General features: G+C 67.9%; 10 protein-coding genes (1 of these 10 running past the window's edge). 3 read left to right on the top strand and 7 right to left on the bottom strand.

The genetic code is table 11. From position 1 onward, the window contains the following. Positions 1 to 810, top strand: partial view of a benzoate/H(+) symporter BenE family transporter gene (locus ACZK13_RS20815; RefSeq protein WP_125895934.1) — the 3' portion only. 378 nt of this gene lie to the left of the window's left edge; only the last 810 of its 1188 coding nucleotides appear in the window; its start codon lies off the left edge, out of view; it ends in the stop codon at positions 808 to 810. A gap of 6 nt (positions 811 to 816) precedes the next feature. Here ACZK13_RS20815 and ACZK13_RS20820 read toward each other — a convergent pair whose 3' ends face one another. The 5 genes from ACZK13_RS20820 to egtB form a co-directional block, all read right to left on the bottom strand. Beyond that, entirely contained in the window at positions 817 to 1590 is a 774-nt protein-coding gene (locus ACZK13_RS20820) for a DUF2628 domain-containing protein (RefSeq protein WP_125895935.1), read from the bottom strand. A 49-nt stretch (positions 1591 to 1639) separates the two neighbouring features. Then, complete coding sequence (locus ACZK13_RS20825) at positions 1640 to 2506, bottom strand: D-hexose-6-phosphate mutarotase (protein ID WP_071229489.1); 867 nt, start codon at positions 2504 to 2506, stop codon at positions 1640 to 1642. A 40-nt stretch (positions 2507 to 2546) separates the two neighbouring features. Further along, on the bottom strand, positions 2547 to 3815 hold the full coding sequence (locus ACZK13_RS20830; RefSeq protein WP_125895936.1) for a lytic murein transglycosylase: 1269 nt from the start codon (positions 3813 to 3815) through the stop codon (positions 2547 to 2549). 84 nt (positions 3816 to 3899) lie between these two features. Beyond that, the gene (egtD, locus tag ACZK13_RS20835; protein ID WP_125895937.1) at positions 3900 to 4874 is read right to left on the bottom strand and encodes an L-histidine N(alpha)-methyltransferase; all 975 of its coding nucleotides are present in this window, start codon (positions 4872 to 4874) and stop codon (positions 3900 to 3902) included. Further along, entirely contained in the window at positions 4871 to 6142 is a 1272-nt protein-coding gene (egtB, locus tag ACZK13_RS20840; RefSeq protein ID WP_125895938.1) for an ergothioneine biosynthesis protein EgtB, read from the bottom strand. Before egtB ends, egtD begins: the two co-directional genes overlap by 4 nt. A 150-nt stretch (positions 6143 to 6292) precedes the next feature. On the opposite strand from egtB, the gene ACZK13_RS20845 reads away from it, so the two are divergent. Further along, on the top strand, positions 6293 to 7573 hold the full coding sequence (locus tag ACZK13_RS20845) for a GGDEF domain-containing protein (protein WP_253146059.1): 1281 nt from the start codon (positions 6293 to 6295) through the stop codon (positions 7571 to 7573). Between the two features lie 3 nt (positions 7574 to 7576). Here the strand turns inward: ACZK13_RS20845 and ACZK13_RS20850 are convergent, their stop codons facing one another. Beyond that, on the bottom strand, positions 7577 to 7969 hold the full coding sequence (locus tag ACZK13_RS20850; protein ID WP_125895940.1) for a YchJ family protein: 393 nt from the start codon (positions 7967 to 7969) through the stop codon (positions 7577 to 7579). A 102-nt stretch (positions 7970 to 8071) separates the two neighbouring features. On the opposite strand from ACZK13_RS20850, the gene ACZK13_RS20855 reads away from it, so the two are divergent. Beyond that, the gene (locus ACZK13_RS20855; RefSeq protein WP_014039007.1) at positions 8072 to 8851 is read left to right on the top strand and encodes a sulfite exporter TauE/SafE family protein; all 780 of its coding nucleotides are present in this window, start codon (positions 8072 to 8074) and stop codon (positions 8849 to 8851) included. 96 nt (positions 8852 to 8947) lie between these two features. Here the strand turns inward: ACZK13_RS20855 and ACZK13_RS20860 are convergent, their stop codons facing one another. Beyond that, positions 8948 to 12328 (bottom strand): ATP-binding protein, encoded by a 3381-nt coding sequence (locus tag ACZK13_RS20860; RefSeq protein ID WP_125895897.1) that lies wholly within the window; start codon positions 12326 to 12328, stop codon positions 8948 to 8950. Positions 12329 to 12330 lie beyond the last annotated feature (2 nt).

Raw genomic sequence — 12330 nt, forward strand, 5'->3', positions numbered from 1 at the left:
GTGCCGATGGCGCTGGCCGCCGGCATGCTGGCCGGGGTGCTGCTGCGCTTCGGCCTGGACGTGTTCGTGGCCATGAACACCCAACTGGTACTGGCGCTGGCCATGTTCGCCACCTGGCTGGGCGGACGCCGCCTGTTCCCGCGCTATGCGGTCATCGCCACCCTGCTGGTCGGCATCGCGGTGGCGGCCAGCCGTGGCCTGCTGCACGCACAGCAGGTGCAGCTGCAACTGGCAGTACCGCAATGGGTGACCCCATCCCTGTCCTGGACTGCAGTGGCTGGCATCGCCCTGCCCCTGTTCGTGGTCACCATGGCCTCGCAGAACATTCCGGGCGTGGCGGTGATGCGCGCATCCGGCTACGAAGCACCGGTGTCGCCACTGATCGGCTGGATCGGTGTGGTCAACACGCTGCTGGCCCCCTTCGGTGCCTATGCGCTCAACCTCGCTGCAATCACCGCCGCGATCTGCATGGGCCGCGATGCGCATGAGGACCCGGCACGACGCTATACCGCAGCGATGGCGGCCGGCGCCTTCTACATTGTCGTCGGGCTGTTCGGCGCCACCGTGGCCGCACTGTTCGCGGCGTTCCCGAAAGAGCTGGTGGCCTGCGTGGCCGGTATCGCGCTGTTCGGCACCATCGCCAACAGCCTGGCCAGTGCGCTGGCAGTAGAGCGGGACCGCGAGGCGGCACTGGTCACCTTTCTGGTCACCGCCTCGGGCGTCTCGCTGGCCGGCATCGGTTCGGCGTTCTGGGGGCTGGTGGCCGGAGCCCTGTGCCTGCTGGTACTGCGGCCACGCCAGGCCGGCTGATCCGGCCTAACCCGCCAATGCAGCGCCGACCGTACTTAGCACCACCGCGATGACGATGGCGATCAGTGTAGCGACCACGCTGGTGCCGCCGCGTGCAGTCAGCTCGCTGCGCAGCCGTGTGTCATCACCGCCGGTCACGGTACGGGCCTGGGCGATCAGGCGCTGGCAGTGTGCCAGGTACCAGCTGTTGCCAAAGATGCCGGTGGTGATGCTGAGCGCGAAGGTGATGACCAGCGACAGGCCATCCGGCACATCCAGCAAGGTCTCCACCACACTGATCAGCAGCAGCAGGCCAGCCCACATCGCCGCCAGGCGGTACATCTTGCGGTACATCATCCAGATCAGGCCGAGCAGGAAGGCCGGCCAGTGCCAGGTGCCACTGCCCGTGGCGATGCCCTGATCCAGCCGCCAGCGCTGGCGATAGATCGGGAAGTTGCCACCGACCACGCTGGCGTACAAGGCCATCTCGCCCTCCAGCCCGGCAGCCGCAGCCACATCCGGTGCAGCGACCGGCGCACGATAGGGGTCGGACGGATCGCCGACACTCGACGCGATGCCCTCAGCCGCGGGCGCTGCGTCGATATCCAGGACCGGAGCCACCTCGACCTGCGTTGAGGCCTGATCCAGCTCCGCCAACGGCCGCCACGAGGGCATGCCCTCGCACCAGAGCAGCGTTCGCGCCGTGACCGTCCCTTCCCGCTGCAGCTGGCGAAGACCGGCCAGATCCACCGGCCCACTGCTCTGCCTGCCATTGGCGTACCACCATTGTGCTTCCTGCATGTTTTCCGTCCTTGCTACTGCATCGACAAACTGAAACCGCTGCCAGCGCCTACAGCGCGGTACTGGCCAGGGTCTGCACCAGTTGATGGCGCTCACCCGGCGCAAGCGTAATCTGCTCCGGGCCTGCGTTGGCCACTTCCAGGCAAACGTAATCGTGCCAGCCATCGCCGACATCGGCCATTTTCGCTGCCGCCTCCGCACCGGGATTCCAGGCCACCAGCGTCTGGCTGCCTTCGCTGCGGATCTCGATCCGCCGCTGCAGTACGGGATCACGCAGCACGTAATGGCCGCCGGCACCGGTATAGATGCGATCGCTGCGACCGGGGTCACGCGGATCGCGCAATGACCACGGTCCCTGTTGCAGGCGAAGCTGCGCATAGTCCTCGTACTTGTCCAGGTACTGCAGGCCGTCGAGGCCCTCGACCTCGACCTGGTTGGCATCGCCCACCCGGAAATAGCTGTGCAGGGCCTGGGTGAAGGTCACCGGCGAGGTTCCGGTGTTTTCGGTGACGAGCTGCTGACGCAGCTGGCGGCCGATGCGCAACTGCATCTGCAGGCGCAGGCCGGGATCGGCGCAGGGTGCAGGTGCCAACTGCAGCTCGACCTCACCGTCATCGCTCTGGCTGGCCTGCAGAAGCTCCCAACGCGCGGTGCGCACCAGGCCATGCGCGGGCACATCATTGTTCTGGCCCTGGCGGCCGAACCACGGCCAGCACACCGGGACGCCACCGCGGATGGGCGTGGGCAGCTCGGCGCGCGTGGGCGAAAGCCACAGTACATCGGGCTGCCCATCGGGAATGAACGACAGCAGCTGTCCGCCGAACACGCTGATGACCGCCGTCGCGCTGGGGGTGCGCACGTGCCAGGCCTCCAGCCCGTGATACAGGCCGCTGCTGATGTCCGGATCCGACTGCATGCGATGACGCTCCTTGAAGACCGCGGCGATGATGTCGCGGTCAGCGTGCCTGGGGCAAGGCCTTCTGCGCAGCGGGTGCGATGGCGGCCGCCTCTTCCTGCAGCGCGCGCAGGATGCGCTGGCCGGCACGCCCATCGGCATTGGCCCAGCCCAGGCGCTGCTGCTCGGACTGGATCGCGCGACGGGTGGCGGTACCGATCATGCCGTCGGCGGTACCGATGTCGTGGCCACGCGCCAGCAGCAGGGTCTGCAGCTGACGGCGTTCATCGCGGCCGATGCCGGGATCATCGGTCGGCCAGGCGGTGGCCAGCTCATTGCCGCCACGCAGCTGGTCGGCCAGCGTGGCGATCGCCAGCGCATAGCTTTCGGCGGCGTTGTAGCTGTAGATCGCGTCGTAGTTGCGGAACACCAGCAACGCCGGGCCCTTGTTGCCGGCCGGCAGCAGCAGGGCGGCGCGCGCATCCGCCGGCAGGTTGGCCGGAGCCAGCACACTGCCATCCAGCGCGGTCAGGCCCTGCGCACGCCAGTCGGCCAGGGCGCGACGCTGGGTACGTCCGGCCTGGCTGGCGTTGAAGCCAGCGGGAACAAGAACTTCCATGCCCCACGGCTCGCCACTGCGCCAGCCGGCACGCTTGAGGTAGTTGGCAGTGGAGGCCAGCGCATCGGGAATGCTGCCGACCAGATCGCGGCGGCCATCGCCATCACCGTCCACGGCGATGCGTGCGTAGGTGCTGGGCATGAACTGCGTATGCCCGAAGGCACCGGCCCAGGAACCGGTGAGGCCCTGTGCCTGCAGGTCGCCGCGGTCGATCAGCTTGAGCAGTGCCAGCAATTCACCGCGGAAGAAGGGTTGGCGACGGCCGGCGCAGGACAGCGTGGCCAGTGACTGCAGCAGGGGGCGCTTGCCGAACACGCGGCCGTAGTCGCTCTCCACGCCCCAGACCGCGACGATGGTGGCCGGATCGACGCCGTACTGCGCCGACACTCGATCGAGCAGGTCGCGATGCTGCTGCAGCATGGCGCGACCATCAGCCACGCGCTGGCGATCGACCAGCGCGGCCAGGTAGTCCCAGATCGGCGTGGTGAATTCCGGCTGCGCGTCGAGCAGGCCGAGCACGCTGGGGTCCGGGGTGAGGCCGGCGGTGATTTCGTTGAAGCGCTCGGCGCTGATGCCCTGGCTGGCGGCCGTGGCCTGCAGGCCCGAAAGGCAGCGGCTGAAGGCCAGATCGACGCTGGCATCCGGTGCTGCAGGCAGCGCGGGGGGCGAGGCGAGAGCGGCCGCCAGGCCGAGGGTGGTCAGAATGGGCATGGCGTCCTCCGTGTTGCCGTTGCACGGCCATCTTAGGGGTAGCGGTGCTGCAGAACCTGAAGGGGTACCGGCTGGCCGGCCGCCCTAGATGGCACGCAGCAGGCGCAGGCCGTAGGCGGGACTGTCGGCATTCCAGCGCTGCGTGACCTGCAGGCCCGCGTGCTGCAGCAGCGCCTCGAAGCTGTCGTCGGTGTACTTGTGGCTGTACTCCACACGGATCGGTTCGTCGGCGGCGAAGTGGAAGGTGCGGCCGTCCAGATGCATATCCTGCGCCCAGCGGCTGACCAGATCGGTTTCGATGCGCAGCCGCGCGGTGCTGTAGCAGGCACGGTGGTGGAAGCCGTCGAGGTCGAAGTCGCTGCCGATCTCGCGATTGAGCCGGGCCAGCAGGTTGAGAGTGAACGCGGCGGTGACGCCCTGCGCGTCGTTGTAGGCCGCTTCGATCAGAGCCGGGTCCTTGTGCAGATCGATGCCGACCAGGGCCAGGCCGTCGCGGCCCATCGTCTGGCGCATCGCCCGCAGCAGTGCGACCGCGTCTTCGCCTTCAAAGTTGCCCAGCGTGGAACCGGGGAAGAACAGCAGCCGTCGCGCGGGTTCGCGCTCGGGCATGGGAACGGCGACGGGGCGGGTGAAGTCGGCACAGACCGGCAGCATCTCCACCTCCGGCAACGCCGGCGCCAGATGATCGATGCTGGACAGCAGCGCGGCCCGCGAGATTTCAATCGGCGTATAGGCCACCGGGTCGTGAAGTGCGGCCAGCAGCAGCGCGGTCTTGCGTCCGCTGCCGCTGCCCAGCTCCACCACGTGCAGACGCGGGCCAACGCTGCGGGCGATGTCCGGCAGCACACGCTTAAGCAGGGCCAGCTCGGTGCGCGTGGGGTAGTACTCGGGGGTCTGCGTGATCTGCTCGAACAGTCGCGAGCCACGCGCATCGTAGAAGTACTTGGACGGCAGCTGGCGCGGCGTACGTGAGAGTCCGGCCACTACGTCGGAGAGGATCTGCTGCCGCCCGGGGGTGAGATCGGTCAATGCCTGCAGCGCGTCATGCACGGTGCTCATGTGAGGTCCCTGGCCAGGCGCAGCCCGGAGAACTGCCAGCGCGCCGGCGGCATGAAGAAGTTGCGGTAGCTGGCGCGCACATGGCCGCGGGGTGTCGCGCAGCTGCCGCCACGCAGCACCCACTGCCCGCACATGAACTTGCCGTTGTACTCACCGAGGTTGCCGGCGAAGGGACGGAAGCCCGGATAGGCGCCATACGCGCTGTGGGTCCACTCCCAGACATCGCCGAACAGCTGCCGTATTCCACTGCCCTGCGATGCCTGCGGGTGCAGCCGGTCGTCGTCAGCGAAATGGCCGCGCAGCGGCTGCGACGCAGCGGCGGCTTCCCATTCGTACTCGCTGGGCAGGCGCGCGCCGGACCAGCGGGCGCAGGCATCGGCCTCGTAGTAGCTGAGGTGGCAGACCGGCGCGTGCGGATCCAGTTCGCGCCAACCGCCCAGGGTGTACTCGCGCTGCAGGGCGTCATCCCAGTACAGCGGGTGCTGCCAGCCCTCGGCTTCGCGCAGCGCCCAGCCTTCGCTGAGCCACCAGCGCGGTTCGCGATAGCCACCGGCGTCGATGAAGGCCCGATACTCGGCATTGCTGACGGGACGCTCGGCCAATGCGTGCGCGGGGAGCAGCACGCGGTGCGCTGGCGATTCGTTGTCGTAGGCGAACGCGGCCTGCTGCGGCCATGCCGCGGCGCCGACCGTGACGATGCGCTCGGGTGATTCGATCCAGCCCTGCGCACTGGCAGCGCTGGTGGCAGGCTGCAGGTCCTCGCGGTAGGCGGGCTGCAATGGGTTGCACCAGAACGCATGCTTGATGTCGGTGAGCAGCAGTTCCTGGTGCTGCTGCTCGTGCTGCAGGCCCAGCTGCAGATGTTGCAGTGCCTGTTCATCGAGATCGCCCGCCGCCAACCGCGATTGCACCTGCGCATCGACCTGCTGGCGGTAGTCTCGCACCTGCTGCAGCGACGGGCGCGACAGCAACCCGCGCTGTGGCCGCGCATGCGCCGGGCCGATGCTCTTGTAGTAGCTGTTGAACAGGTAGTCCCAGCCCGGGTCATGCGCTGGCGCGGTGCCGAAACCCGCCAGCACGAAGCGTTCGAAGAACCAGGTGGTGTGGGCCAGGTGCCATTTGCTCGGGCTGGCGTCAGCCATGCTCTGCAGCATGGCGTCCTCGGCACTGAGCGGCGCGGCCAACTGCAGGCTGCGCGTCCGTACATGGGCGAACTGGCGGGCGAGATCGTGCTGCGGGGCAGCGACGGCGGCGGGTACGCTGTCCATGTGGGCAGCATCGGCGCTGGATGGTGAGTGCGACGTCATGGTTCGGCATCACTTCGTTCACATGGATGAGCCTGCCGCATTCAAGAAGCCACCACGAACGCCGCTAACGGCAATGCTGCGGCCGCGTCGTCACCGCGCTGGAATTCCTGCTTGCCCCTGCATCCGCTCCGCCAGCCTGCGCATTACCTGTTCGTGCTGCCTGCCGTGCTGGTTGCCGTGGTGGTGTGGACCGCATTGGATACCGCAGACGTGGCCAGCCCGGCGCAGCGCATCCTGCCCTGGCTGCTGGCCTGCCTCGGTGCCGGCCTGGCCCTGCTCTACCACCAGGTGCGCACGTTGTGCCTGCTGATGGTTGTGGCGGTGATGTTCGCGCTGCTGCACCAGGACGTCGCTGGCTACCTGCGCAATGGCCATGTCACCACGCTGACACCGCTGCGCTTCCACGCCATCTCGGCCTGGTTGCCGCTGTTGTCTGCCGGCCTTGCGTTGTGGCCGGAGCGCGGACGGCGGCGCCAGGACCTGCTGCTGCGCGGTATTGCCAGCGGCACCGCGGTGATGATCTTCCTGCTGCTAGCCACACAGCAGCCGCGCGGCATGCACGATCTGCTGTCGAACCGTCACTGGGCCTGGATTCCCGCCGACTGGAACGCGCTGGCGCAGCTGCCGGCGCTGCTGTTCCTGCTGGCGACCGCAGCGTTGGGCTGGCAGGCGTGGCGGCATCCTCGGCCACTGCACACGGCGATGCTGCTGGCCCTGCTGTGCCTGTGGTGGATGCTGCCGCGGATCTTCCTGCACCCTGTACTGCTGCCGGCGCTGAGCAGCGCCGCCCTGCTGCTGATGCTGGGCGCGATGCTGCAGGAGTCCTTCCACATGGCCTTCCGCGATGAGTTGACCGGCCTGCCGGGGCGACGGGCATTCAACGAGACCCTGCAGCGGGCACGCGGCACCTACAGCATCGCGATGGTGGACGTGGACCACTTCAAATCATTCAACGACACCCATGGCCACGACACCGGAGACGATGTACTGCGCCTGGTGGCCTCGCGGCTGGCGCGGGTGGGCGACGGTGGCCGTGCATTCCGCTATGGCGGTGAGGAGTTCGCGGTGGTGTTCCTGGACCGCTCGGCGGCGGCCTGCATGGATGCCGTGGAGGCGCTGCGGCAGAGCATCGAGGAGACCCGCATGCAGCTGCGCGACCGCAGCACCCGCAGCCGCGATGACGAAGCCGGCCGCCAGCAGCGCGGACGCGGTGGCAGCGGCCAGGTGGTACAGGTGACAGTGAGCATCGGCCTGGCCGACAGCCATGTGGATCCGCGCCCGATGGCGGTGGTCAAGGCCGCCGACCAGGCGCTGTACGTGGCCAAGGACGGGGGGCGCAACCAGGTGCACGCACATGCCGGCCAGCGCGTGCTGGCCGTGCGTGGCGGCTGAGGCTCAGACCGCGTCGAGGTAGTACCAGCGGCCGTCGATGCGCTGGAAGCGGCTGTGTTCGGTCATCTTGACCGCACTGCCGCCGCCGACGCGATAGCGCGCGGTGAAGCGGACATCGGCGCTATCGGCACCGGTGACGGTGTGCTCGTGCACGGTCAGGCCCAGCCAATGGGTACGCTGGCCGGGTGCTTCATCCAGTGACAGCTCGGCCGGACGCGTGTCCGGGTGCCAGCTCTGGCGCAGGTAGTCAGCCAGACCGCGCACGTAGGCGCTGTAACGCGAACGCATCAGGCGCTCGGCGTCGGGCGCGGCTTCACCGGTGTGGAAACGGCCGCAGCAGGCGGCATAGTCGGCGGGCAGGCCACAGGGACAGGGATCGGCGGGTTTTCGGCTCATGCCGGCATTGTCGCCGGGTTGCGCGGATTGATCCACGCGCGGCACGGGCCAGCTGAAGCAGGACAGGCGTATGCTGTCGCGCCCCCACCTTGATTGATCGCCGTGCTGGAACTGGTTCCCCCTGAGTTGTGGTGGCTGGTGGTGATCGCCTTCATCGCCGGTCTTGTGGATGCCGCCGTGGGTGGCGGTGGCCTGGTGCAGCTGCCCGGCCTGTTCACGGTGCTGCCGCAGCAGACGCCGGCGATGCTGTTCGGTACCAACAAGTTCAGTTCGATGTTCGGCACCGGTGCGGCTGCCTGGCGCTATGCGCGCAACGTGCGCTTCCCGTGGAAGCCGGTGCTGTTCGCGGCCGGCACCGCCTTCATCTTCTCCTTCGCCGGGGCCACCGCGGTGAGCCTGCTGCCCAAGGACGCGGTGCGCCCACTGGTGCTGGTGCTGCTGATCGCGATGCTGGCCTACACGTTGTGGAAAAAGGACTTCGGTGCGCTGCACCGGCCGCAGGAGATCGGCCGCCGCGAGCTGGTGATCGCGCTGGCGATCGGTGCAGCGATCGGCTTCTACGATGGCTTCTTCGGGCCGGGCACCGGCAGCTTCCTGATCTTCCTGTTCGTGCGCTTCTTCGGCCTGGATTTCCTGCGCGCGTCGGCCGCGTCGAAGGTGGTGAACCTGGCGACCAATGTGGCGGCGATCTCGTTCTTCGTGCCGACCGGCAACATCCTTTGGCTGTTCGCGCTGCCGATGGCGGCGGCCAACATCATCGGTTCGGTGGTGGGCACGCGGTTGGCGCTGAAGGGCGGCACGCCGTTCATCCGCAAGCTGTTCGTGGGGCTGGTGGTGGTGCTGATCGCGCGGATGGCGTGGGATACGTTCCGCGGAGCGTGAGTGCGGTTGCCGGCCAGCGGCCGGCACTACCGGGTCATGAACCCCGCCCATGGGTAGTGCCGGCCGCTGGCCGGCATTCCCATTCAATCGGCCGGGTCAGGCCTCCGCTTCTTCCGGTTCGTTGGCCTGCTGGCGGCTGCGCTCGGGCAGCTTCAGGCGCTTGCCTTCTTCGTCGTACTCGATCAGCAGCACGCCGGAGTCGTGGCGGCCGCTGATTTCGACGAAGCAGGCACCGCCGATGAACGGTTCCAGCGTCATCACCGACTTCAGCGGGGTGGCCACCACCATCTGGAAGCCGAAGTTGTCGAAGATGTTCATCGCCAGTGCGGTGAACTCGTTGTCGGCCTTGTCGAAGGCTTCGTCAAGCACGACCGCGGCGTAGCTGGGCAGCTGGCTGTCAGCGCCGCCGAGCTGGTAGCGCAGTGCCGCAGCCAGGCAGGTGGTGGCCAGTTTCTGGCGCTGGCCGCCGGACTTGCCGGCGCCGCTGCGGTAGATCTCGACCTGCTGGCGCGTTTCCGCATCCAGCTCGACGCCGATGAACTCCACGTGCATGCGCACGTCCAGCACCAGTTCGCGCCAGCGCTTGTCTTCGCCTTCCTGTGAACCCAGGCGGTTGACCAGCTGGCGCAGCACGGTGAACTGCGATTCGGCCAGCTCGCGCTGCTCGGTCTGCTGCTGCGACAGCACCTCGCGCAGCTGCAGGTGGAACTCACCGACTTCCGGCAGGCGGCGGTCGCTCAGTTCAATGGTCAGCAGCGTGCCACGGTTGAACGGCACCTGTTCCAGGCTGGCGTTCACCTCGTCCAGGCGCTGGCCGATCGACTTGCGGGCCTCGGCGCTGTGGCGCTGCAGGGCCAGCAGGTTGTTCTTGCTCTGGTTCTGCAGCAGATCGAAGAAGCGCTCTTCGTGCTGCGGCAGGCCGTCGCGCTCCAGGCGTTCGAGGCGGGCGAGGAAGTCCTCGGCCGAGGCCACCGAGACGGTGAAGTCGCCCGATTCCTCCGGCCACTGCTGGATGAAGCGACGGAAGCAACCGATCAGCTGGTTCTCGATGCGGTTGAGGTCCTGCTGCGAGGACGACAGCTGCTCGTTCAGCGCGTTGCTGACCTGGCGCATGTGCGCCTCCAGCGTTTCCAGGCTGAGCGGGCCCTGCTCCTGCAGGCGCTCGGCGAGCCCGGCTTCCTGCTCCTGGGCCAGGCTCGGCAGCACCAGCGCACGGCTCTGCTGGCGGGCGCGGTCGAGGCGATCGCGCTCCTTGACCAGCTGGCCGCGCTCGACGCGGACGTCCTCATAGGTGCGGCGGGACTGCTCGATGTCGGCGCGCACGGCGTCGATCTGCTTGGCCAGCTTGGCCAGATCGGCATTGCCTTCGCGCAGGTCACGCAGGGTGGCCTCGATGTCGCTCAGGCGCTGCTGCGGAGCGGCGATGTCGATCTCGTTCCAGCTGATGCTGACCAGCTCGTGGCAGGCCAGGCGGCGTTCGTTGTCGCGGTCACGCTGGCCGCGCAGGCGCGCGATGTCAGTCTCGCAGCTGGCGATGCGCTTGGCCAGTTCCTGTGCTTCGCGCTCGAAGGCGCCCACCTTGTCGTGGTTGTTGAAGCCGAGGATCCAGCGGCGGCGGTCGCCTACCGCGCTGCGGTCGTCCTTCTCGAAACGGTCGCCCGGATGCTTGACCTGGCCTTCGCGGGTGATGCCGCGGTCGACGTTGCGCAGCTGCTTGGCATCCACGCATTCGTAGTCAAAGCGCTTGCCGAGCTCGCGCCGCAGCCAGCTTTCGAACACATGCTCGCGCAGCTCCAGCTTGTGCAGCAGCGACTTCGCCGACGGCTCGCGCGCGAACGCATCATCGTTGCGGCGCACGCGGTAGTAGGTGAAGCGCATGCCCAGGTGAGTGCGGTTCACCCACTCGGCGACGTCGTTGTAGTGCTTGTCATCGACCAGCAGCGACAGCGCGAAGCCGCCCAGCACACGTTCGATGGCGCCCTGCCAGCCCTGCTCTTCCGAGCGGACCTGGATCAGCTCGCCGACGAACGGCAGCGCCGCTTCGGCGATGCCGGTTTCCTCGGCCAGGCGCGCGCGCAGCTTCTGCATCGGCGCCGGAATGTTGGACGGCGTGCGCTGCATCGCTTCGAGTTCGACGCGTACTTCACCGAAGCGGCGCTCGTCATCGCGCTTGCCGCCGAGGCGATCGCTGATCGCATCGTCCAGTGCCGCCGAGGCACGCTGGCGGTCCTGCAGTTCGTTCTGTGCGCGCTCGACCAGCTCGGCGAAACCATGGGCATCGTCGGGCAGTTCGGCCTGCAGCTGCTGTGCCGCCTCCTGGGCCTGGTCACGCTTGGCCTTGCGGCGGTCGCGCTCGGCTTCGGCGCGGCCCTGCTCGCGCTCCAGTTCCTCGATGCGCTCACCGCCCTGCTGGCGGCGCTGCAGTTCCAGTTCGGCCAGGCGCTCGGTGTGGTTGTCGAGCGCGGCGCGGCGCTGGGCCTCTTCGCCGAGCAGGCCACGGTCACGCACGTCCATCTCGCGCAGGCGCGCTTCGATCAGCGCCTGGCGGCGGCTTTCGCGGAAGCTGTCGACGCCGAGCTTCAGTGCTTCGTCGTCGCCACGCTGGCGGTGCATCTCTTTCAGATCGTTGTAGTAGGCGCGTGCCGGCAACAGGGTTTCCACCTGGCGGCGCGCGGTGACCACGGCCTGGTGCGCGCCATCGAGCTCGGCGAAGTCGCTGACCAGGCGCTCGGCGGCGTCGAAGGTCTTCGGCGTGTCGAGCATGAAGTCGCGCAGGAAGACGTTGAGGTCGCCCAGGTTCTTCGCCGACTGCGTCTTGTGCAGCAGGCGCAGTGCCATCTCGTTGTCGATGCCGAGCAGGTCGCGGAAGCGCTCGGCGTAGCCGGAGAACGTGTCGAAGTGGTGCAGGTCGGACAGCTTCTGCTTGAGCTTGCGCAGGTCCAGGTCGAAGCCGCCGAGATCCTTGGCGATGTCGAACGGACGCTCGGCGATCATGTAGTGCTTGCGCACGTCACCGGCCGAGGTGCCGTTTCCGGAGATCCACAGCAGGCGCACCAGGCTGACCACGCGGCCGTCGCCAGCGCGGTATTCCAGCACCAGTGCAGTCCAGGTCGCACCCTTGCGCAGGTACTGCGTAGCGATTTCACCGGTGCCGCTGTCCTGCTGGTCGGCCCACGCGCCACGCACATAGGACACCAGGTTGCGGTCGCGCCCACTGCGCTCGGCTTCACGCGCGGCGGCGTTGAAGTCGACGATGGCCGGTGGCGTCAGCAGCGCGGACATGGCATCGAGCAGGGTCGACTTTCCCGAGCCGGAACGGCCGACGAACAGGAAGCCGCGCTCGGCGATCGGCACTTCGGTCAGGCCATTGAAGGTGCCCCAGTTGTGCACCTGCAGGCGGCGCATGCGGAACTGCTGCAGGCGCGGGTCCGGCAGGCCTTCGTTGAACAGGGCGGGAGTGTGCTTGGAGATAGCCATGC

Source organism: Stenotrophomonas sp. 99219_Sma, assembly GCF_056480785.1.